Raw genomic sequence first — 21,739 nt, 5'->3', positions numbered from 1 at the left:
GATGCGCGTCAGTGACGGAGCCGCGGGACGCGTATCATCGGGGTGCCTGCCGAGACCGCGGCAGGTGGCGGGCGGGACGCGACGGGCGGGACACGCGTGCCGCGGCGCCCACGGCTCGGACGGATCAGAGGGTCATGACACGCCCCGCGAAACGGATCACCAGCGCCGATGTCGCCGAGGCGGCCGGCGTCTCGCGCACCACCGTCAGCTACGTGCTCAACAACCGGCCGGGGCAGACGATCCCGGAGGAGACCCGCAAACGGGTCCTGGCCGCCGCCGAACGGCTCCGGTACCGGCCGCACGCCTCCGCCCGCGCGCTGGCCGCCGGCCGCAGCGACATCGTGCTGCTGTCCATCCCCGACCTGCCCATCGGACCCAGCATCAGCCGCTTCGTCGAGGAACTGACCGTCGCCCTCGCCGACCAGGGCCTGACCCTGGTGACCCATCTGATGGCCGAGCGCGGCAGGTCGCTGCCGGACGTGTGCGCCACCGTCGGTCCCTCGGCCGTGCTCGGTTTCGAGGGCTTCGACGAGGCCACCGTCGAAGCCCTGCACGGTCTGGGCGTACGGGTCGTGCTGCCGCCGGCCGACGCCGGGCTGTCCGCCATGCCGCCGCTCGGCCGCATGCAGGCGGAGCACCTGATCGGCCGCGGCCACCGCAGGATCGGCTACCTGCTGCCTTCGCCGCCGCGGTTCCGGCGCATGGGCGAGGAACGCCTGCAAGGGGTCGCCGAGGCGTGCGCGGACGCGGGCATCGCGCCCCCGCTCGCGCTCGGCGCCGCCGACCTCGAGATCGCACCGCTGGCCCGCGTGGTACGGCGGTGGCAGGACGAGGAGGTCACCGGGGTGTGCGCGTTCAACGACGAGCACGCCATCGCCCTGCTCGCCGCCATGCGGCAGATGGACCTGACCGCCCCCGACGACCTCGCGGTCGTCGGCGCCGACGACATCCCGATGGCCCGCTTCGCGGCGCCCCCGCTCTCCACGGTCTACTTCGACCTCCAGGAGGCGGGCAGGCACCGCGCGGAGGCCGTGGCGGCCGGCCTGACCGGCCGGCGCGTGGTCACGGGCGGGCCGGGGGACAGCCTGCGGCTGGTCAAGCGGCTCTCCTCCTGAGCCGCGCCCCCGGCCGGGGGCAGCACGTTGCGAGCTCGTTACCTTCTCGCGTCTTGCCGTCACACCTTCACTGATGTTTTCTACTTACGCGCGTCACTGACGCGCATCACTGGCGCAATGCGCAGGAAAGCAACCCCACCCCCCACCAGCAGGAAGTCGTCAACAGTCGACTGAAACGTTTCACAGAGCCGTGAAAGGCATCCCATGTCCTCAACCGAGACCGCCCCCGACGCCGCCGAGGCGGAGACGACGGGCTTCTCCGCCCGGCATCTGCTCGCGCTCGTCGCCCTCCTGTGGACCGTGGCACTGAACCCCATCGCGGGTCTGCTCGCGGGCAACTCGCAGGCCGAGGTGGCCGTCCACTTCCGCACCACCCAGATCGCCTGGTTCACCCTGGGCTCCGCACTGCTCGGCACGTTCCTGACACCCTTCGCCATGAAGGCCGCCGCGATGTACGGCAAGAAGCGCGTCATGGTCGTCGCCACCGCCGTCGGCCTGCTCGGCGACGCGATCGCCGCGTTCGCCACCGACTACCCGACACTGATCGCCGGCCGCGTCCTCGCCGGCGCCTACGGGGCCACGGTGTTCATCGCCTACGCCCTGGCCCGCGACGTCTTCCCGCGACGACTGGTCGGTACGGCCAGCGGCGTCCTGGCCGCCAGCATCGGCCTGGTGGGCCTCGGCGGCCCGTTCCTGTCGGCCTGGCTGATCGACCACCACGGCTTCCGCGGCGCCCTGTGGTTCATCGTCGTCTCCACCGGCGTGTGCCTGCTGCTCCAGCTGCTGTGCGTGCCCGAGAGCCCGGTCCGCGAGGCGGCACGCCGGATGGACTGGATCGGCGGGCTGCTGCTCGGCGGCGGCCTCAGCGCGGTCGTCTACGGCATCGGCGAAGGCTCCACCTGGGGCTGGACCAGCGCACGGACCCTCACCTGGATCGGCCTCGGCGCCCTGGCGGTGCTGCTGTTCCTCCCCTACGAGTCCCGCGCCACCGACCCCCTGCTCCCCCTGTCGCTGATCAGGCGGCGCCGGGTGTGGACGGTCTTCCTGGCCGCCTCGGTGGGCGCCGGCGCCACCTTCGCGGTCGGCACCGTCACCATGATCCTCACTCTCATGCCGCACCTCCCGACGGTCTCCGACGGCCTCGGCTGGTCCGTCACCAAGAGCGCCACGGTCCAGTCACCCATCAGCGTCCTGGTGATCGCGACAGCGGTCCTCACCGGATGGCTCGCCCGTCGCGTCGACACCCGGATCCTGCTCGGCGTCGGCGGTGCCCTGACCACAGCGGGATACGCCGTCGCCTCGCAACTCCACACCGAGATATGGCACTTCGTCCTTCTCGGTGTGATCTCCGGTCCGGGCATGGGCCTGGTCGTCTCCGTGCTGCCGATCATGGTCATCGAGTCGGTGGCCCCCGAGGAGCAGGCACTCGCCAACGGCTCCCAGTGGCTGATCCAGAGCGTGATCCAGGTGATCGTCAGCCAGCTGGTCTTCACTGTCATGGCCCAGGACGGCGTGGTCATGAAGGGCACCCAGTTCTACCTGGACGGCGGGTTCGCGAACGGCTTCCTGCTCGTCGCCGGAGCCTGCGCCCTCGGCACCGTGCTGGTGGCCCTCATCCCCAGGGCCCGCCGCATCGACACCGTCGAGGCGGGCCAGGCGGCCTGACCCGCCGCCCCCTCTCCGGTTCCTCCCGAACAGACAAGGCAGGCAATGATCCGCACCTCCTTCAACGACGACTGGCAGACCCGGCGCAAGGTGAACCCTTTCGCCGAACTGTCCGGCCCCGTGGCGCCGTTCCAGGCCGTCACCCTCCCGCACGACGCGATGATCGGCCAGGACCGCCTCGCGCCGGACGGCGAGGTGACGATGGAGGGAGGTGCGGGCGCCTACTTCCCCGGCGGCGTCTTCGAGTACCGCAAGACGTTCTCCGTGCCGGACGAACTGTGCGGCAGACGCGTCCAGTTCGAGTTCGAGGGCGTCTACCGCGACGCCACCGTCCACATCAACGGCTCCTATGCCGGTCAACGCCCCTACGGATACTCGCAGTTCACAGTCGACGCAGACCCGTACCTGCGCTACGGCCAGGACAACGAGATCCGCGTCGAGGCCCGCGCGCACCAGGACTCCCGCTGGTACACCGGCGCCGGCATCTACCGGCCCGTCTGGCTGCTCACCGGTGACCTGGTGCGCATCGTTCCGGACGGCGTCCGCGTCACGACCCTCGACCTCGAAGGCGAGCGGGCGGTGGTCGAGGTGGCCACCCGGGTGCGCAACGACTCGATCGCGATCCGCACCCTCGACGTCGCGGTCAACCTTCGCGACGCCGCCGGGAACGCCGTCACGGGCGACGTCACCAAGGTCACCGTGCTGCCCGGTGAGGACGCCGTGGTCCGGTCCCGCCTGTACGTGCGTCAGGCACGGCTGTGGGACGTGGACGACCCCCATCTGTACAGCTGCCATGTCGTGTTGAGCACCGAGGGTGACCCGGTGGACAGCGACAGCGTGCAGTTCGGCATCCGTTCGCTCCGGCTCGACCCGGAACAGGGTCTGCGGCTCAACGGCCGTACGGTCAAACTGCGCGGTGCCTGCGTCCACCACGACAACGGCCCGCTCGGCGCGGCCACTTACGCCCGCGCGGAGGAGCGGCGGGTGGAGCTGCTCAAGGAGGCCGGCTTCAACGCGATCCGGATGTCCCACCACCCGATGAGCCGGGCCATGCTGGAGGCCTGTGACCGCCTCGGCATGCTCGTCGTCGACGAGACCTTCGATGTGTGGACGTCCGCGAAGAACGGCTTCGACTACAGCCTGCACTTCCCCGAGTGGTGGGAGCGCGACGTCGAGGCGATGGTCGCCAAGGACTACAACCACCCCAGCGTCATCATGTACTCGATCGGCAACGAGATCCCCGAGACCGGTTCGGCGACCGGCGCCGCATGGGGGCGCAGGCTCGCCGAGAAGGTCCGCTCCCTCGACACCACCCGCTATGTCACCAACGCCGTCAACGGCTTCCTCGCCGTCATGTCCGAGCTGGCCGCCCTGCGGGGGCAGCGCTCGGAGGGGGACGAGAACGGCGGCGGCATCAACTCCCGGATGACCGACGCCGGCGACATGATCAACTACGTCAGCGCCTCCGACCTGGTCACCCAGCGCACCGCCGAGTCCTTCGCCGTCCTCGACGTGGCCGGCATGAACTACGCCGAGGCCCGCTACGCCCTCGACCGCGAGCTGTTCCCGAGCCGGATGATCCTCGGCACCGAGACCTTCCCCACCCGGATCGACGGCAACTGGAAGCTGGTGCGGGAACACGGTCACGTCATCGGCGACTTCACCTGGACCGGCTGGGACTACATCGGCGAAGTCGGCATCGGCCGCCCTCAGTTCGCGACGCCGGAGAACCCGCACCCCGAACACACCGCGCCCTTCCCGCACCTCCTCGCGGGCTGCGGAGACATCGACATCACCGGTCACCGGCGCCCCGCCTCCTACTACCGCGAGATCGTCTTCGGTCTGCGCACCGAGCCCTACATCGCGGTCCGGCGCCCCGGGAACCACGGGCTGACCCCCATCGGCGGCCCCTGGGCTTGGAGCGACTCCCTTGCGAGCTGGACCTGGCCGGGCTTCGAGGGCAAACCGGTCACCGTCGAGGTGTACTCCGATGCCGACGAGGTCGAACTGATCGGCAACGGCAACTCGTTCGGGCGACGGCCGGCGGGTGCCGGGCACCGCTTCCGCACCGAGTTCGAGATCGTGTACGTCCCTGGGGAACTGGTCGCCGTGGCCTACCGGGACGGCGTCGAGACCGGCCGCACCGGCCTGAAGTGGGCCAACGGGCCCGTCCGGCTGACCGCCGGGACCGACCGCCAGATCATCCACGCGACCGGTGGCGATCTCGCGTACATCGCTCTCGCCCTCACCGACGCCGACGGCACCGTCCACACCGCCGCAGACCGCCCGGTCTCCGTCGAGGTCTCGGGCGCCGGGGAGCTGATCGGCTTCGGCAGTGCCGCGCCGGCGTCGGAGGAACGCTTCGACGCGACCGCACGGCACACGTACGAGGGCCGTGCGCTGGCCGTCGTACGGCCTACGGGCGCCGGAAAGATCCGCGTCCTGGCGACCGTGCCGGACTGCGAGCCGGTCGAAGCCGTCATCACCGTCGAGTAAGGAACACCCGTTGAATGAGCACCCGTTGAGGGACCACCTGTTGAAAGAACACCTGTTGAAGGAACACCCGTTGATCGACAGGAAATCGCTGGTCCGCCGGCACACCGTTCGCCTGACCGAGCCCGACCCCGCCCACGTCCTCACCGTCGGGAACGGCGACTTCGCCTACTCGTGCGACATCACCGGCATGCAGACCTTCCCGGCCTACCACGACCAGAGCGCCGCGATGGCGGAACGCCGTCTCGCCGTGAACACCGCGACCATGAGCACCTGGGGCTGGCACGCCATGCCCAACCCCGAGGGGTACACCCTTCCGGACGCCATGTCCGAGCACGACACGGCGCGGGGGAAGGTGAGTTACCCGGACCGGTTCGGGATCGCCGCCATGATGGGCGGCGACCTGCCCGAGGAGATGCGGCCCGGGGCCTGGCTCAGCGCCAACCCGCAGCGGCTCGACCTCGGCCGTATCGGCCTCCTGCTGCGCCCCACGCCCGACGCCGAGCCCGAGACCGGCCCCGACGCCCTGCGGGACACCGAACAGTGTCTGGACCTGTGGACCGGGACGATCAGCAGCCGCTTCACCTACGCCGACCACGAGACGGCGGTCACCACCGTCGCCGACCCGCACCGGTCCCGCGTCTCCTTCCGGATCGAGTCCGAGCTGCTCGCGGACGGTCTGGCCGGCGTCGTGGTCCGCTTCCCCTACGCCAGCGACGGCTTCTTCGGGACCAGCGACTGGACCTCGCCGGAGCGCCATCGCACCGACCTCGAACAGGTCACCGCCACCGGGTGCGTCTTCCGCCGCACCCTCGACGACACCACGTACACCGTCCGGCTCACGTGGTCTGCGGGGGCCGTACGGCCGACGGGCGTCCCGCACGAGTACGTGCTGACCACGGACTCGGACACGCTCGACCTCGTGGCGTCCTACTCCGCCGGGGACGAAGCCCCCTCTTGCGGCGGCGACTTCGCCTCCCTCGCCACGGTCTCGGCCACCTGGTGGGAGGACTTCTGGACCTCCGGTGCGGCGATCGACTTCACCGGCAGCACCGATCCGCGGGCCGCCGAGCTGGAGCGGCGGGTGGTGCTCTCGCAGTACCTCACGGCGGTCAACTGCTCCGGTACTCTGCCGCCGCAGGAGACCGGTCTGATCACCAACTCCTGGCACGGCAAGCACCACTTGGAGATGCACTGGTGGCACGCGGCCCACTTCGCCACGTGGGGCCGGCCCGAACTCCTGGAACGCAGCCTGGACTGGTACCTCACCATCCTCCCCGAGGCCCGCGCCACCGCCCGCCGCCAGCGTCACGACGGGGCTCGCTGGCCGAAGCAGACCGGGCCCGACGGCCGCGAAAGCCCCTCCGACATCGGAGTGTTCCTGCTCTGGCAGCAACCGCACCCCCTCTACCTCCTCGAACTGCTGCACCGCGGCCGTCCCGAGAGCGACCTGGTGGCGCGCTTCGCCGAACTCGTCGAGGACACCGCCGCGTTCATGGCCTCCTTCGTCGAGGAACGCGACGGCACCTACCACCTGCCGGCCCCGCTGCTCCCCGCGCAGGAGTTCTACGACGCGGCCACCACCGAGGACCCCACATTCGAACTCGCCTACTGGTGGTGGGGGCTGGAGATCGCCCAGCGCTGGCGTGAACGCTCCGGCCGTGAGCGGGACAAGCAGTGGCAGCGGGTCCAGGACGGGCTGGCCCTGCCTCACCGGCGCGACGGCCGCTACACCGCCGTCGCGACCGAGCCGTACCTGAAGCGTGACGACCACCCCGCGCTCCTGTGCGCCCTCGGGGTCGTACCGGACACCCCGCTCGTCGACCCCGCAGTCATGGCCGCCACGCTCCAGGACGTGCAGGCCGACTGGGAGTGGAACAGCGCGTGGGGCTGGGACTTCCCCGTGATGGCGATGACCGCGACCCGCGTCGGCCGCCCCGACCTCGCGGTGGACGCGCTGCTCATGCGGACCCCGAAGAACCACTACCTGCCGACCGGCCACACCCCCCAGATCGGCAGCCTGCTACCGGTGTACCTCCCCTCCAACGGCGCCCTCCTCGCGGCCGTCTCCCTCATGGCGGGCGGCTGGGACGGGGCCGGCCACGAATGCCCTGGTTTTCCGGCGGAGGGCTGGTCGGTACGGCAGGAGGGCTTCACCCCGTGGCCGTGAACCGGTCGTATCCGCACCCCCATGACAAGGAAACACGTGTGAGCACAGCACTGACCGGCCGGAGCACCCTGGGCGCCTGGCTGGATGACCCCACGGGCGGCCCCCTGGTCCGGGAGCTGCTCACCCGGCTGGGCCAGGACGTCGCGCAGCTCGGGCCGGCCAGGGTGTTCTCCCTCAACCGGCTCGTGGAGCTCAGCCAGGGCAAGATCTCGCAGCCCCTGGTGGACGGTCTCGTCCGCGCGGTCAACGGCGGCCGGCTGGTCACCGGAAGCGAACCGCCCGCGACCGCCGGGGCCGGTGCCCCGGTACCCGTGCGGCAGGGCCTGACGCTCGACCGGATCCAGATCCGCGACCCGTTCGTCCTGCACCACCGGCCCAGCTCCACCTACCACCTCTACGGCAGCACGGACCCCAACATCTGGGACGGCCCCGGCCTCGGCTTCGACACCTACCGCAGCACCGATCTCGTGCACTGGGAGGGCCCGTTCGCCGCCTTCCGGCCGCCCACCGGTTTCTGGAGCGAGGGCTCCTTCTGGGCCCCGGAGGTCCACGAGTACCGGAACCGCTGGTACATGTTCGCCACCTTCACCGCCCCGGACGGCTACCGCGGCACGCAGATCCTGGTGGGCGACACACCGCAGGGACCGTTCAGCCCCTGGAGCGAGGGAGCCGTCACCCCGCGCAAGTGGCAGTGCCTGGACGGCACCCTGCACGTCGACGAGTCGGGCGCGCCCTGGATCGTGTACTGCCACGAATGGACCCAGATCCATGACGGGGCGATCTTCGCGCAGCGCCTCACCGAGGACCTGCGGCACACCACCGGAACACCCGTGTTCCTCTTCAACGCCTCGGAGGCGCCCTGGGCCAGGCCCCTGCCCGGGGTGTCCGTGAGGTTCCCCGCCTACGTCACGGACGGGCCGTTCCTGTTCCGTCTCGGCAGCGGTCACCTCGTCATGCTCTGGTCCAGCCACGGCGAACAGGGCTACGCGACGGGCCTCGCCCACTCCGCCTCGGGGCGGATCACCGGCCCGTGGACGCAGGACGAGCACGCGCTGTGGGCGTCGGACGGCGGCCACGGAATGATCTTCCGGCTCGCCGAGGGGGGACTGGCCCTGACCCTGCACCAGCCGAACAACACCCCCGACGAACGGGCCGTCGTACGGCGCCTGGTGGAACACGACACCACGCTCACGATCGAGGACGACCCGACGTCGCTGTGACCTCCGTGTCCCCGCGCCCCGCCCGGCCCCCTCCCCCCGTTCAGCGCCGCGCTCCCGCGGAGAACGGCGGGCGCCTCGTCAAGACGAGGCGCCCGCCGCGCCGGTCGTCCGCGGGCGCGGACAGGAACGGCGACGAGGTGGAGCCCGCGGCCGGGGAGCCCACAGGGCCGGGGAGCCCGCAGGGCCGGAGCCCTTCGCGTCAGGCCGGCTGCCAGGAGAGGATCGCCTGGTACTGCGACTCGATGCCGCCGGCGGCGATGATGCTCGACGGGACCCCGGACGCTCCGGTGACGGCATGGTTGTTCTGGATCAGGACGTTCTTGTAGTCGTAGTCGGAGGGACCGTTCGGCCAGTAGTTGCCCTCGATGGTCGTGGGATCGTAGGTTCCGTCGCCCGCCGTGTAGTTCACGTGTTTGCTGCCCCACGGTGAGACGTTGATGTTCCACACCGCGTTGCCGAGGATCGACACGTAGGTGGCGCCGTTGTCGGTGTACAGGACGTGGCCGCCGGAGGTGTTGAGCTGGTCGTGGACCACGTTGCCGGTGACCTTCTCGCCGGTCGCCATCGACGTTCCGGTGATGCCGTTGGTGTAGACGGCACCGCCGTCCCCGAGCAACGCCATGTGATCGTAGATCAGGTTGTTCGAGACCGTGTTGTTGTTCGAGTAGTTCGGCTGCGCGGGCAGGCTCACCTTGTCGGGCCAGCCGCCCCAGCCGATGGAGATCGCCGTGTAGGGCACATGGTCGATCTGGTTGTGGGTGATGGTCGACGTCTCGATGTAGCCGGCGTCGATGGCGACCCCGCCGTGGTACTCGGCGGCGGTGTCGTAGAAGTGGCTGTCCTTCACCGTGATCCCGCTGGTGTGCTGTGCCGAGCTGCTCGGCTGCGGGATGTCCACGCCTCCCAGGTCGAGACCGTTGCCGGAGATGTCGGTGAACACGCAGGCGGTCACCGTGTCGCCCTGCGAACCGTTGCCGAGGTCCAGTCCGGCCGCACCGAGGTGGACGAAGTAGTCGTGGTCGAAGTGAATGTTCTTGTCATAGGTGAACCGCACCGCACCGGGCATCTTCGTCCAGTTGCCGTAGGGGCAGGTACCGCCCGGCACGAACTGGCACAGTCCCTGGGTGGCGTAGCCCGTGGCACCGGTGACCTGGTACGTCGCCTGGATTTCGGAGAAGCCGGTGCCGGTGTCGGAGGTCGTGTAGTTGGCGTAGCTGAACTGGATGCCCTGGAAACCGACGTGGCTGGGCTCGTCCGAGGCACTGCCGGAGGACGCCACCAGCGTGTCGAGCGAGGGTGCCTCGACGTCCGCGGTGGTCAGGTCCTCCCCGGAACGGGGAACGTAGTAGAACCGGTGCTCGCTCCTGTCCAGGTAGAACTCGCCCGGCTTGTCGAGAAGTTCGTAGGCGTTCTCCACCGCCGTCGGTGCCTCGGTGATCGACTTGCGGCCGACCAGGTTGTAGGTGCGGCCCGAGTCGTCGGTGCGCATGACACGCTGGGTGGAGTTGTTCCAGCACGGCTGGGCCATGGTGATGGCGGTGCTGGTGACCGAGGCGACCGGACAGCGCGGCTCGGTCCACAGCCCGAGTCCGCCCCGGTAGACGAACTCGATCGACGACGGATTGCGCCAGCCGGCCAACGGGTCACCGGAGGCCGTGGTGTATCCGGTCGACGTCTGCGTCACCGACACGGGCAGGGTGCCGGTCGCACGCTGGGCGCGCACGCCGTCCACGTACAGCTGCCGGGTGTCCAGGCCGCTGGGGGCCGGGGCGGACCAGATGCCGCTGCCGGCGCTGGTCCGTGCCCAGCCGGTGATCTGTGCACCACCGCTGATGACCGGGGACTGTCCGGACGCCGCCTTCCACCAGACGGTACCCGCGGTACCGCCGCCCGAGTCAGCGGCAGTGAAGGTGAGTGTCTTGGACAGCCGGTAGACGCCACCGGCCAAGGTCACGGTGATCGGCCCGGAGGTTGATTTGTCGATCGCTCGGACCGCCGCCTGCGCCTTGGTCAGCGTGCGGAAGGGGGCGCCGGCGCTGGTCCCCGGATTGCTGTCACTGCCGCCGGGCGAGACGAAATAGGTGACCGCGGCCGCCGCGTGTGCGGGCAGAGCCAGTGCTCCGAGAGACAGGAGCGTGCAGAGGAAGGCCGCAACGATCCGATAAGGCCCGATGAATAAGCGCACCACGTCGACGGGTTTCGCGAGACGCGCCTGCTGTCTTGTGGGAAACATGCAGGCAAAGTAGGTGCGCGACAGTGAGAGGTCAATGCCGATACAAGAAAACATCGGATCAATTATCTCATCCACCGCTCCCACCGGTCGCTGCTGAGACCCCGAGTGCCCAACTGGGCAGGCACGCGGCGTCATGACCGGCCGCAACTGCCCCTCCCCCAACCCGCGCGGCACGCGGTGACTGAAACGCCGACGGCACGCACTGTCGTGGGGCTTGCGCCCGGTTCGGCCTGGCTGGTGCCGACGACACTCAGGCCGAGGGGGCCTGCTGCGGGCCCGTGTGGGCTGACGGCGTCCACCTCAACGTCCGTCCGGCTGCGGTCCAAGGTCACCCGCGGGACCGGCTCCCGCACCGCCGCCCTGGCCATGGTCTTCAAGCTCGTCGAGTCCGCCGAGCAGCGGTGGCGGGCCGTGAACGTACCCCGTCTCGTTGCCCTCGTCCGTGCCGGAGCCCGCTTCGAATGCGGTCAACTCGTCGAACGCCCAACCACCGTGGCAGCATGACCGGCTTCAGCCAAGCCCAGGAAGGCGCCCGCCTTGTCCGACCTCGACAGCCAGGTTCCCTACTGGGATGCCGCCGCGGCCACCAAGACGTTCACCCACCCCCTCCATCTCCCCTGGCTCGACAGGATCAGCAGGCAGGCCGCGATCCTCGACTACGGATGCGGCTACGGCCGCATCATGAAGGAGCTCGAACAGCGAGGCTTCGCCAACCTCACGGGCCTCGATGCCTCACCGGGAATGATCGACCGGGCCCGCAGCCTGTACCCCACCATGCGCTTTGCCGCCCTGGACGCACCACCCGCCGCGCCCAGTCCAGACGCAGGCTTCGACGCCGTTCTGCTCTTCGCCGTGCTGACCTGCATTCCCGGCGATGAAGCCCAGCACCGGTTGATCGCCGAGCTGAACCGCATCCTCAAGCCCGGCGGGATCCTCTACATCAGCGATCTGCTGCTGCAAGACGATGAACGCAACCGCATTCGTTACGGCCGCCACGCTGATCGTCACGGCAGCTACGGCGTGTTCGAAACCGGCGACGGTGCGGTCTGCCGCCACCACCCTCGCGAGTGGTTCTCCACCCTGCTCACCGGGTTCCACACCATCGACACCCGGACCATCACCGTGCCCACCATGAACGGCCACGAGTCAACGGCAATCCAGATCCTCGCCCGCAAGCCCGTATCGTCATGAAAGCGACTCAGATCCACAGGACTTGACTATCACTCCACACAGCCACTCCACACAGCCGGGTTGACCAGACTCGCCTCTTCGCGCGAAACCCGCCGATCCGTCCTCAAGCCGCCACTCGCCCCAACTCCCCTCCCCCAGGCCACTGTCCGCCGGCACTCGCGAATGACGCCCCGCCATCTTGTGCCCTCGCATGCTGAGCAGCCGTCCGGCCCGTCACCACGGCGGAAGCGGGTGACGGGCCGGACGGAAAGAGACATTACGCCGCGGCGGCCGGCGGTACTCCCCCGGGGACAAGTGCACCGCCGAAAGCGGGGTGCCGGTGACCGGACCGGGGTTTCCGGCCACCGGCAGCCACGGGCGGTCAGCGCCGGTGGTCACCGCCGTTGCGGTGATCGCCAAGACCGCGGTGGTCATGGAGCCCGCGGCCTTCATCGCGGTGGTCGCCGCCGAACCTGTGCTCGCCACCACTGCGGTGATCGCCGCCGAACCGGCGATCGTCACCACCACGGTGGCCGCCGTCACCGAACCGGTGGTCGCCACGGCCGCGGTGTTCACCGCCGGCGCGGTGGTCGCCGTCACCGAACCGGTGGTCGCCATGGCCGCGGTGGTCGCCCTCTCCGATCCAGTGACCGCCACCGCGGTGGTAGCCCCAGGAGACCTCGTCGATGAAGCGGCCGTGATCGTTGCGCAGAGTCGCGGTACCGGAGTAGTTGTCCCACACGTAGGTGCGGCGGTCCTGGTAGACGTCGGCGGCGCGGTCGCGGCCGATGCCGGTGTGGACACGGACCGTGGAGCGGCCGTCCAGGCGGAAGCGGTCGAAGGTGTAGGTGTCGCCGGCCTCGTCCGACAGCGTCCAGCCGTCCAGGTTCACCGCCCGCCGGGAGGTGTTGGTGACGTCCACCCACTCCTTGTTCACGGACCAGTTGGTGCCGTCGTCACGGCCCGGGGAGTCGTACTGCACGCCACTGATCACCACCGCCCCGTCGTGCGGGCGGGCGGCGGCCTGGCCGACGGCCGCGGCGGGCAACGCGAGCCCACCCACACAGGCAGCAGCCACGGCAACGGCGGCGGTGACACGGCGGGCGGTCACAGAAACGGACACAGGGTCCCCCTTCACGGGGCCGGACACCCCCGGACACACGGCAACAAAGCCGCAGGTCAGGATGGGTGTGTTGGGCGAGTTGGCGGCCGGTCGGCCGCGCATCCACACCCTGCCCGCCGGCCGACACGATCCGGGGGAAACGCGAAGCGCGTGACGAATCACGGATATTTCTGTGACTCTCGCATGGAACATGCATGTATGCGATGAACATGACTATTTGACGGCCTGTCATCAGCCAGTCCCGCTGAATCGGCGAGCTCGCCGCCACGAACGCAGGGGCCGCCCCGTCTCCGGCAGGCGTGCCGCGGCCCGGAAGCGTGTAACAGCCGCCCTAGCCCGAACGAATGCCACCAGCCCACCCAGCTCACTCCCCAACCGCTCCCGGAAGCCAGCGCCTTTCCCAGGAGCGGTTGCGGTTTCGGGGCTCGCGAGCCCGCTCGACCCCCACCATGGCTCGACCCCTATGTCGGCTGGCATCAATGCAGTTGAAGCCTATATCGGGTCGCGATATTGGGTGTACGGTCGCGCCATGGATTTCACGCTCACGCCTGCTGTTGTGCGGGTGCTTCAGGTGTTTCTCGCCGACCCTGACGCTCCCCGGTACGGCATGCAGCTCATGAACGAGGCCCGCGTCTCCAGCGGCACCCTCTATCCGGCGCTGGCCCGGCTGGAACGGGCAGGCTGGATCACCGGCGAGAACGAGGACATCGATCCCGCGGAAGCGGGCCGACCAGCCCGCCGCTACTACACGATGACCCGGGACGGCGCGCGGGCAGCGCATCGCGAACTCACCGAGCTGAGCGAGCGGTCCCGGCCTCCCGCACGTACTCCGGGATGGCTGCCCGGCGCGGGCGCCGAGGGGGCCTGACACGTCGTGAGAATTCCACAGGAAGCGGTGCAGCTGGCGGCCGGCACCGATGGCGGCCCGACGGTTCTCGGCGAGGGTCTCGTCGCCTGGCGCACCGCGCTCATCGCAGCCGTGGTCGCGGCCGTCCTCTACGAACTCGCCATGGCCGCCACACGCAAGATCACCCTGCGTCTGCCGTTTCTGATCCTCTATCTGGCGCGCATCACCGTCAGTCGGGCCCAATGGCGGCGTCTGCACGGCGAGTGGGTGGCCGAACTCCACTACATCCTGAGCGACGACGCTGCGCCCTGGCTCGGCCGCCTCGTCAACGGTCTGCGCTACGCGGCCCCCCTCGCTCTCGGGGGCGCCCGCAACACCGTGCGGGCAGGCGTCAGCGGGCCCGGCCTCATCCGGCGAACGATCAAAAGGAGCCGGATCCCGCTTCTGGGCGCCTGGACCGTTTCCGCAACGGCACTCCAGTCGTTCCGGGACTCGCAGATGAGCTGGCTCACCTTCACCCTCGCAGCTCTCGCCGTCAGCGTCTGCACGAACACGGCAGTCACCGTCGTCCGCGACTACCGATGCCTTCGAGACGCCGGGCAGGGAACCAACCGTGACCAGTGACCTCACCTTGTGGGTCAGCAGCGCACCCTCATCGTCCGGTCCCGTCCCTGGGCGGTGGAGCGGACTGGGAGCGGACCTCGGCTCGGGCCCTGCCGCACAGATGCCCGCACAGATGCCACGTGTCGCTGACCTGCACGCTTCAGGCAGGACCTGGCGAATCACCCCGCCGTAAGAGCCGGAGCCGTCCCGGCAGACGTACTCGGCCCCGGGATGGCATGGCCGGTGGAAGGGATGGGAGGTGATCAGCCGGCGATCCCGACCTCGGCGGCGATGACGACCCGGAGGTCGAGAGGCAAGGCGGTCGCGCCGACTCCGGTACGTGCGTCGGCGCCGACATCCGAACCGCACAGGGAGGGAACCAGGTCGTCGCAGGGCCGCGACCAGCGGGCGCCCAACCTCCGGTCGCCGCTGGTCGCCGCCACCTCTCCGACTGGCGGCTGGTGCGCCGGCACGGACAGCGAACGCCAACCCCGGGAGGTGGCCCGAACGGCAGCTGTCAGCCGATGTGCGGCCCCGGGCCCTCCGATGTCCTCTGGCGGCAGCCGTCGACGCTGGGGTGCACCTGCCATGTGTTCGTCGGCTCACCTTGAGCGGACACGGTCGCTGCGGCTGAGGCGGTACTGATCGCCGCGTCCCACCGACGGCGTCCGTCCTCGTCGGCCGTGTCAGGGGTGATCCGTTGGCAGTGCTTGATCGGATGAATCTCGTTCCATCCGTCATGCGCCGAGTCGTAGACCCAGCTGCCCTGGACCACCAGCCAGTCCCGCATGGGGTGAAGCTCGCCGAGGTTGGCGTTCACGTCGTTGGGGTTGCCGGTGTCACTGAGGCCGACGAGGGCGCCGATGCCGGTCACCACCGCGGCGATGGCGGAGAGGATGAGGCAGGCGATGATCCCGATGATCCCGGCCGCGCACAGGGCCGCCGCGACAGAGGCGATCGCGAGCGCGGCGAGCGCCGCGAGCATGAGGTCATAGACGCCACCGCCTTCGAACTCGACGTGCAGAACGGCCGTCGGGTTGGGGAGGTGGAGCTGCTGGACGAGTTGATCGACGAGCTTCTGTTCGGAATCACTGAAGTCGTCGGACTTGCCCATGATCCCCTTGATCGTGGCTGCGGTGTCGGCGTCGAAGACCGAATGGCCGGTGAAGTCAGGCGTCTCGTTGATCGGGAATTTCACGCCGCCGAGCTGGTTCTTGATCAGGTTGCCCTGGAACGACGCCTCTGCTGCGGCTCGGTCGTCGCCGATCGACGTCCCGGCGAGCATAAGGTTGACGCTGTAGTCGGTGTCGAACGAGTTCAGCCCGCTCTTCTCATTGGCGGGCTCGACACCGATCACCAGACCCACCGCGCACACGTCCTTGCCTCCGTCGAGACAGACGAGACGGTCGCAGAGCCACCAGCGGCAGTAGATCAGGATGGCTGTCAGCGCGACGACGGCGACCCCGGGTGCGAATCCGACTCCGGCCCCGATCATCACAACCGCGGCCGCGGCCGCGGTGATCACGACCTGGGCATACTGTTTGCCGTGATGGCTACCAGGGGCGACACATTTCGTGTACTGGCGGAAGGCCATCAGCCACGCTCCACGTAGACAGTGACCCCGCCCGCGAGCCCACCCGCGTGAAAGGCATGGACGTTGATGGGCTGTCGGGCACGGAACGAGTCGGGCGGCGTGACCGCGACCGCGACCGCGGTCTCCTCACCAGGCCGCAGGGTCGGCTCCGCGGGTATGAAGCCCACGCTCCAACCACGGGGAACCGGGAAGACCTCCCGACTATGTCGAGCCTGAAGAGCCAGCATGTACCGGACCCCGCCATCCCGCCGGGGCGGATCACCCACCGGCTCGCACGGCAGGAGGTCAGGAATCGCATAACCGTCGGCCTCGAAGCGGTAGTTCTGAGTCCGGTCGGTGTCGTTGCGGAGCGCGAACGTGTAGGTAGCCGACGAGTTCACCGGAACCACTAGGAGATTCTCCTGGCCGAGATTGTTGGCCGGGTTGAGATCGTCCGGCCAGGAAAACTCGACCTGGATGCAGTAGTGCCCGGGCGTCGCCGGACTGCGCCAAGCGTGCGTCGCGGTGGCCGGGCAACCTGGTCCTCCCTTGACGCCGAGGTCGACCGTTGCGCCACCAATGTGGTGGCTCACCGTGCCCACGCCGAAGCTCAAGTACGAGAACGACACCGGCAGGCCGACGACGGGCGCCTCTGTAGAGCCGTTCCAAATCCGAGCGGAGATTTCGTAGTCGGTATCGGGTTTGATGTCGGAGGACGAGACGGGAACGCCGCCCTCGAAGAGCATGATGTCAGGGTTGTCCCAGGTAACGCCCAGACCGAGAGCCATCAGGTAGTACTGGTCGTAGATGAGCGGGTCAGGTCGTTTGTACGCCGGGTCGCTCACACGCACACAACGGCCCGGATCAGCACGACCGAGGCGATCGGGCAGCCGACCTCGGCGCCGTGCCGTGACCAGCCTCGCCCAGAGCACCAAGGCCAACCGAACCACCGCGACCAGCCAGTCATAAAGCAGCGCGCGCAGCATGAATAGCAAGATCGCGAGCATCTGACGCAAGACGGCACTCACGGCAATCGCCGCCAAGTGGGGTCATGAGCCGCCCACCTGTCCGGGGGAACGAGCGGGACCTGCTCGCCAACCCCGCGGACCTCGAACGCGATCTCCGCGGTGTCGATACGGATGCGATCCATGACACCAACTCCTCAACCGAACCGTTCGCGGCCTCCGGGCGCACCGCGCGGGCCGAAATGGCCACGGTGTTGTGTTGGATGAATCAAACTCAAGCCGAGGCCTGCCGTGCTCGGAGGCAGCGGGACGTTGCCAACCGTGTCCCGACGCACGACCGCCCTCGTGCCGGGTACGAATGACACGTGGTCGATGCGGGGCGGATCCCGCACGAGGATCGGGTGCGGGCGATCCTCAGGGCTGCCTGGCACCGTGAGCGCCCGTTGGAAGGACTTTGGTGCCGGCCCTGGCCCCGGAGGAAGCCGCGCTGTGATCAACGCGTCCGTCCAGGTCGGGACTGTCCCACGTGACGGCGAAGCCCTGTGCCTGCGTGTCGGCGAAGCCCTGTGCCTGCAAGTACTGCTGGCTGTAGATCAGCGGGTCGGGCTGACGGTAGGCCCAGGACGATCGACAGCGGCGGAGGCGGCGCCAACAACTCCTCGGCATCCCGCGGTGACATCGGTGCCACCGCGTGGCAGCACCAGCTACGTTCATACGTCCCAATGTTCCACTCCGCCCGCCTGCCTGCCAGTCAGGCCGATACGGCGGCTGCACGAGACGAATTTGACAGGCGCCCCGGACAGGAACCTACTGAATGTGACGGTCTTGTCGGAGTCCCTGCCTGCACGGTGCGGAGGGAGCGCGGCATGAAGCGAGATGTGCGTCTGCGAGGGTGGGTCGAGGCGGTCGCCGCTGCTGTCAGTGCAAGCCTCTTCGTTCTGACTTTGGCATGGCCCGCCTGGATCGAGGCGCTGTTCGGAATCGACCCCGATCAGCACAGCGGAGCCCTCGAATGGGCCATCGTCGCTCTCTCCGTCTGCACCACGATCCTCCTCTCCCTGCTTGTGCGCGGTGAATGGCGCCGCGCCCACGCCCCGCGGACCGAATGACCCCGAGCGCCCTTCCGACGAGATCAATGACATCCCGTCAGCATCGGCAGCCGTGGCGAATGCGAGCGTGGCTGCGCCCCGCGTGATCCTGTGCGTGGACGTATCCCAGGCGGGGCTCGCGGGAGGCTTCGCAGCTGGCTAGAAGAAGTAGCTGCTGCCCGCGGCCCCGCGAGCGCGGCCGGATAGTTGACACCAGCACCATAGGTGATGTGTCATCTATTTATCCCGGACACCCTGGGACGGGCCGAGGAGGTCCCATGAGCACGCCACCCACGAGCGGCCTCGTCACACTGCCGGGGCCCGAGGCAAGTGGCCTACTGCTGATCGACCACCAGCCTCGACAGCACCAGTACCGCCGGGCACCGACGACGGTGAGCGACGCCGCTCTGGAACTGGCCAGGGCGGCCCGGGGACTGAGTTCTCCGATGCTTCCGACCACGTTGTCCTTCGCCTGGACGCACCCGCGTTCTCCCGAGCGGGCCTCCGGGTCGAAGGCATCGCCCGGACTCGGCCGGGAAGCGTCATGACCCCACCCGATCCGCCGCGCGACCAGACGGCGCGTAGAACGGGGGCGCGGCGCGGCTTGCGTCGCTGGGCGACAGGCGTGGCGATCACCGTCATCTTCTATGCCGCCCTCTTGACCATGACCGCGGGCGCCACATCCCGCTACTGCTGCACATAGCGAGCAACCACCGATTCCGAAGGTGCAACCACCAGTGACCAACGTGCCGTTCCCGCCGCTTGCCGTGCCTCCGAAGCTGATCGCCACGGATCTGGACGGCACGCTCCTGCGCAGTGACGGGTCGCTGTCACCCCGGTCGAGAGCTGCGCTGGCATCGGCGGAGAGGGCCGGGACACGCGTGGTGCTCGTCACGGGCCGTCCGCCGCGTGGCGTGCCTGCCTTGTTGGAGCGTGTCGGACCCCACGTCGTCATAGCCGCGAACGGCGCCACGGTCCATTTCCCGGACGGGGCCATCGCTCAGGCGTTTCCGATCCCGTCCTGCACAGCCGTGCAGCTCGTGCGACGGATGCGTGCGGCGATCCCCGGCGTGTCCTTCGCTCTTGAGTTCGGCGAGGTTTTCGGTCACGAACCGGGTTATCCGGAGTGGTCGTTCGAAGGGGATGCGGTCGAACTGGTCGCTCCGGCCGAAAAGATTGTCACCCGTATCGCGGGCAGCCCCTTGGTCAAAATCCTCGCCCACCATCCGGACCTTCCGCTGGACGGCTTCTACGAGCAAGCACGACGCACCGCCGGACGGAGCGCCGAAACCACGCACTCCACCGGGCTGTCCCTGGTGGAGTTCAGCGCGCCTCGCGTCACCAAGGCGACCACCCTGGTCGCCTGGAGCAGCAGGCAGGGCGTCGCCAGCCATGAGATCGCCGCTTTCGGTGACATGCCCAACGACCTCCCCATGCTGCGTGCGGTCGGGTATTCCTACGCCATGTCCAACGGCCATCCAGACGTCCTGGCGGCTGCCCGCTATCGCGCGCCTTCCAACGACGAGGACGGTGTGGCCCATGTGTTGGAAGAATTCATCCATGCCCAGGCGCAGGCCCAGGCGCAGGCCCAAGCCCAAGCCCAAGCCCAAGCCCACCGAGCGTCGGCCCGGGCCGGCGCATGTGGTGCCCGAGAGTCCGGTGCGGGATCCTGTTCGGTCTGATGCGCAAATGAATCGCCGGTGCGGCTTTCCGCTGCCACGACGGGCCCACCACTCGGTCCGCCCACGGCCGAGGCATGTGTGAAACAGTCTCGCGTCATCGGACGCATGTGTGAGCGGCGGTCACCGGCCGACCGGTAACCGCCGCACGCACATTCGCCGTCGCATCGTTCAGTCGCTGTGCGGGAACTCTCCGGAGAACGCGGCAGCCATACGCAGCCACGGCTGCGCCTCGTCCTGGCGACCCTGGCGTTGCAGAGTCCGGCCGAGCATCAGGTGCGCGTAGTGCTCCACCGGATCGCGCTCGATGATCTGGCGCAGTTGCTCTTCGGCACGGCCGAGTTGCGCGGAGTGGTAGTAGGAACGGGCCAGCAGGAGCCTGGGGCCCGTCTGTTCCGGAACTTCCTCGACAACGTCTCCGAGCAGCCGTGCGGCGCCGATGTAGTCCCTGGCCTCGAACAGCAGTTGAGCGCGCTCCCAGCGCTCCCTGGTGGTCTCCTCGTGCGGTACGCCGGCCCCGTTGTCGAAGAGGTGGAGTGCGCTTGCCCAGCGATCTGGTGACACGCCGTCAGTCGCCTGGTATGCGTTGTAGTTGTCGGTCATCGTCCAACTCCGTTCCCCAAGTCCCGTGAAGGACGGTTTCAGCCTGCCGGTGTGGCGGTCGGTGCGCCGGCCGCATCGCGTGCGGCGAGCAGCGAGGCATGGGTGGGGGCGTCGGGGACGCCGACCGGCCGATTCCCGGCGAACTCCTTGCGGAGCACCGGTACGACCTCCGCTCCGAGCATGTCGATCTGTTCCAGGGCGGTCTTCAGCGGTATGCCGCCGCCGTCCACCATGAACAACTGGCGCTGGTAGTCCCCCGCGTACTCGCGGAAGGTGAGCGTCTTCTCGATGACCTGCTCGGGGGTGCCGACGGTCAGCGGGGTCTGCTCCATGTACTCCTCCATGGAGATTCCGCCGCCCATCACCGGTGAGTGGTCGAAGACCGGGCGGAACTCGCGGACGGCGTCCTGAGAGTTGTGGCGCATGAAGACGTGGCCGCCTAGGCCGACGATCGCCTGCTCGGGGGTGCCATGGCCGTAGTGCGCGTACCGCTGCCGGTACAGGTCGATCAGCTTCCCGGTGTGCTCCCTGGGCCAGAAGATGTTGTTGTGGAAGAAGCCGTCGCCGTAGTACGCGGCCTGCTCGGCCATTTCGGGCGAGCGGATCGAGCCGTGCCAGACGAACGGCGGGACACCGTCCAGCGGCCGCGGAGTGGAGGTGAAGCCTTGCAGCGGGCTGCGGAACTTCCCCTCCCAGTCCACGACGTCCTCCCGCCACAGCCGCCGCAGCAGCGCGTAGTTCTCGACGGCGAGACCGATTCCCTGCCGGATGTCCTTGCCGAACCACGGGTAGACCGGGCCGGTGTTGCCCCGTCCCATCATCAGGTCGACGCGGCCGTCGGCCAGATGCTGGAGCATCGCGTAGTCCTCGGCGATCTTCACCGGGTCGTTGGTGGTGATCAGCGTGGTCGACGTGGACAGGATGATCCGTTCGGTACGCGCGGCGATCCAGCCCAGCATGGTGGTCGGGGACGACGGCACGAACGGCCTGTTGTGGTGCTCGCCGGTCGCGAACACGTCCAGCCCCACCTCCTCGGCCTTCTGTGCGAGGGCGAGCATCGCCTTGATCCGCTCGTGCTCGGTCGGCGTGCGACCCGAGTTCGGGTCGGTGGCCACGTCACCGACGGTGAAGATGCCGAACTGCATCGTCCTCACCCTTTCCATTTTGTTGATGCATCAACTACACCGTCTCG

The 21,739-nt window shown here is 68.9% G+C and carries 17 protein-coding genes and 1 pseudogene; 11 read left to right on the top strand and 7 right to left on the bottom strand.

Annotated features, from left to right (window positions below):
- Window positions 1-134: 134 nt before the first annotated feature.
- From AAW13_RS24840 to AAW13_RS24820, 5 genes are all read left to right on the top strand, one after another.
- Entirely contained in the window at window positions 135-1,115 is a 981-nt protein-coding gene (locus AAW13_RS24840) for a LacI family DNA-binding transcriptional regulator (RefSeq protein ID WP_046732069.1), read from the top strand.
- 204 nt (window positions 1,116-1,319) lie between these two features.
- Complete coding sequence (locus tag AAW13_RS24835) at window positions 1,320-2,780, top strand: MFS transporter (RefSeq protein ID WP_046732068.1); 1,461 nt, start codon at window positions 1,320-1,322, stop codon at window positions 2,778-2,780.
- A 45-nt stretch (window positions 2,781-2,825) separates the two neighbouring features.
- Complete coding sequence (locus tag AAW13_RS24830) at window positions 2,826-5,276, top strand: glycoside hydrolase family 2 TIM barrel-domain containing protein (RefSeq protein ID WP_046732067.1); 2,451 nt, start codon at window positions 2,826-2,828, stop codon at window positions 5,274-5,276.
- Window positions 5,277-5,346: 70 nt separating this feature from the next.
- Window positions 5,347-7,443: a hypothetical protein gene (locus tag AAW13_RS24825; protein ID WP_052768668.1), complete on the top strand. Its 2,097-nt coding sequence runs from the start codon at window positions 5,347-5,349 to the stop codon at window positions 7,441-7,443.
- 38 nt (window positions 7,444-7,481) lie between these two features.
- Complete coding sequence (locus AAW13_RS24820; RefSeq protein ID WP_206306275.1) at window positions 7,482-8,663, top strand: glycoside hydrolase family 43 protein; 1,182 nt, start codon at window positions 7,482-7,484, stop codon at window positions 8,661-8,663.
- Between the two features lie 199 nt (window positions 8,664-8,862).
- On the opposite strand, the gene AAW13_RS24815 is transcribed toward AAW13_RS24820, so the two are convergent.
- Complete coding sequence (locus AAW13_RS24815) at window positions 8,863-10,896, bottom strand: fibronectin type III domain-containing protein (RefSeq protein ID WP_206306274.1); 2,034 nt, start codon at window positions 10,894-10,896, stop codon at window positions 8,863-8,865.
- 294 nt (window positions 10,897-11,190) lie between these two features.
- Between AAW13_RS24815 and AAW13_RS46965 the strand changes: the two are divergent.
- Both AAW13_RS46965 and AAW13_RS24805 read left to right on the top strand, forming a co-directional pair.
- Window positions 11,191-11,400: pseudogene (locus tag AAW13_RS46965) on the top strand (IS256 family transposase); the annotation flags it as partial.
- 33 nt (window positions 11,401-11,433) lie between these two features.
- Entirely contained in the window at window positions 11,434-12,087 is a 654-nt protein-coding gene (locus AAW13_RS24805; protein WP_046731802.1) for a class I SAM-dependent methyltransferase, read from the top strand.
- Window positions 12,088-12,448: 361 nt separating this feature from the next.
- Here the strand turns inward: AAW13_RS24805 and AAW13_RS47825 are convergent, their stop codons facing one another.
- A complete protein-coding gene (locus AAW13_RS47825) occupies window positions 12,449-13,189 on the bottom strand; it encodes a lamin tail domain-containing protein (RefSeq protein WP_420855492.1) in 741 nt (246 codons plus the stop codon).
- A gap of 529 nt (window positions 13,190-13,718) precedes the next feature.
- On the opposite strand from AAW13_RS47825, the gene AAW13_RS24795 reads away from it, so the two are divergent.
- Together AAW13_RS24795 and AAW13_RS24790 are read left to right on the top strand one after the other, a co-directional pair.
- Entirely contained in the window at window positions 13,719-14,057 is a 339-nt protein-coding gene (locus AAW13_RS24795) for a PadR family transcriptional regulator (RefSeq protein ID WP_046731801.1), read from the top strand.
- 27 nt (window positions 14,058-14,084) lie between these two features.
- Window positions 14,085-14,660, top strand: coding sequence for a hypothetical protein (locus tag AAW13_RS24790; protein ID WP_046731800.1), 576 nt, complete (start codon window positions 14,085-14,087; stop codon window positions 14,658-14,660).
- Between the two features lie 242 nt (window positions 14,661-14,902).
- On the opposite strand, the gene AAW13_RS24785 is transcribed toward AAW13_RS24790, so the two are convergent.
- The 3 genes from AAW13_RS24785 to AAW13_RS24775 all read right to left on the bottom strand — a co-directional run bounded on the left by AAW13_RS24785 (window position 14,903) and on the right by AAW13_RS24775 (window position 17,198).
- Entirely contained in the window at window positions 14,903-15,082 is a 180-nt protein-coding gene (locus tag AAW13_RS24785) for a hypothetical protein (RefSeq protein WP_046731799.1), read from the bottom strand.
- A gap of 74 nt (window positions 15,083-15,156) precedes the next feature.
- Window positions 15,157-16,233 (bottom strand): hypothetical protein, encoded by a 1,077-nt coding sequence (locus AAW13_RS24780; protein ID WP_071659678.1) that lies wholly within the window; start codon window positions 16,231-16,233, stop codon window positions 15,157-15,159.
- Window positions 16,233-17,198, bottom strand: a complete 966-nt coding sequence (locus AAW13_RS24775) for a hypothetical protein (protein ID WP_143145042.1) — start codon at window positions 17,196-17,198, stop codon at window positions 16,233-16,235. Before AAW13_RS24775 ends, AAW13_RS24780 begins: the two co-directional genes overlap by 1 nt.
- Window positions 17,199-18,043: 845 nt before the next feature.
- On the opposite strand from AAW13_RS24775, the gene AAW13_RS24770 reads away from it, so the two are divergent.
- Window positions 18,044-18,286 (top strand): hypothetical protein, encoded by a 243-nt coding sequence (locus tag AAW13_RS24770; protein ID WP_046731796.1) that lies wholly within the window; start codon window positions 18,044-18,046, stop codon window positions 18,284-18,286.
- A 716-nt stretch (window positions 18,287-19,002) separates the two neighbouring features.
- Entirely contained in the window at window positions 19,003-19,947 is a 945-nt protein-coding gene (locus AAW13_RS24765) for an HAD family hydrolase (protein ID WP_079178947.1), read from the top strand.
- Between the two features lie 168 nt (window positions 19,948-20,115).
- Here the strand turns inward: AAW13_RS24765 and AAW13_RS24760 are convergent, their stop codons facing one another.
- Window positions 20,116-20,547 (bottom strand): tetratricopeptide repeat protein, encoded by a 432-nt coding sequence (locus tag AAW13_RS24760; protein ID WP_046731795.1) that lies wholly within the window; start codon window positions 20,545-20,547, stop codon window positions 20,116-20,118.
- A 38-nt stretch (window positions 20,548-20,585) separates the two neighbouring features.
- Window positions 20,586-21,692 (bottom strand): LLM class flavin-dependent oxidoreductase, encoded by a 1,107-nt coding sequence (locus AAW13_RS24755; protein WP_046731794.1) that lies wholly within the window; start codon window positions 21,690-21,692, stop codon window positions 20,586-20,588.
- Between the last annotated feature and the right edge of the window lie 47 nt (window positions 21,693-21,739).

The sequence above is a fragment of the Streptomyces humi genome (assembly GCF_001005085.2).
Taxonomy (GTDB): Bacteria; Actinomycetota; Actinomycetes; order Streptomycetales; family Streptomycetaceae; genus Streptomyces; species Streptomyces humi.
The sequence above is the reverse complement of the archived record's forward strand: the minus strand, read 5'-3'. Positions and strand labels throughout refer to the sequence as shown.

Excerpts from the sequence above, each read along its gene's own strand:
- AAW13_RS24755 (WP_046731794.1), bottom strand. The coding sequence starts at position 21,692 with ATGCAGTTCGGCATCTTCACCGTCGGTGACGTGGCCACCGACCCGAAC.
- AAW13_RS24775 (WP_143145042.1), bottom strand. The coding sequence starts at position 17,198 with ATGCTGCGCGCGCTGCTTTATGACTGGCTGGTCGCGGTGGTTCGGTTG.
- AAW13_RS24840 (WP_046732069.1), top strand. The coding sequence starts at position 135 with ATGACACGCCCCGCGAAACGGATCACCAGCGCCGATGTCGCCGAGGCG.
- AAW13_RS24780 (WP_071659678.1), bottom strand. The coding sequence starts at position 16,233 with ATGGCCTTCCGCCAGTACACGAAATGTGTCGCCCCTGGTAGCCATCAC.
- AAW13_RS24770 (WP_046731796.1), top strand. The coding sequence starts at position 18,044 with ATGAAGCGAGATGTGCGTCTGCGAGGGTGGGTCGAGGCGGTCGCCGCT.
- AAW13_RS24815 (WP_206306274.1), bottom strand. The coding sequence starts at position 10,896 with ATGTTTCCCACAAGACAGCAGGCGCGTCTCGCGAAACCCGTCGACGTG.
- AAW13_RS24760 (WP_046731795.1), bottom strand. The coding sequence starts at position 20,547 with ATGACCGACAACTACAACGCATACCAGGCGACTGACGGCGTGTCACCA.
- AAW13_RS24795 (WP_046731801.1), top strand. The coding sequence starts at position 13,719 with ATGGATTTCACGCTCACGCCTGCTGTTGTGCGGGTGCTTCAGGTGTTT.
- AAW13_RS24830 (WP_046732067.1), top strand. The coding sequence starts at position 2,826 with ATGATCCGCACCTCCTTCAACGACGACTGGCAGACCCGGCGCAAGGTG.
- AAW13_RS24835 (WP_046732068.1), top strand. The coding sequence starts at position 1,320 with ATGTCCTCAACCGAGACCGCCCCCGACGCCGCCGAGGCGGAGACGACG.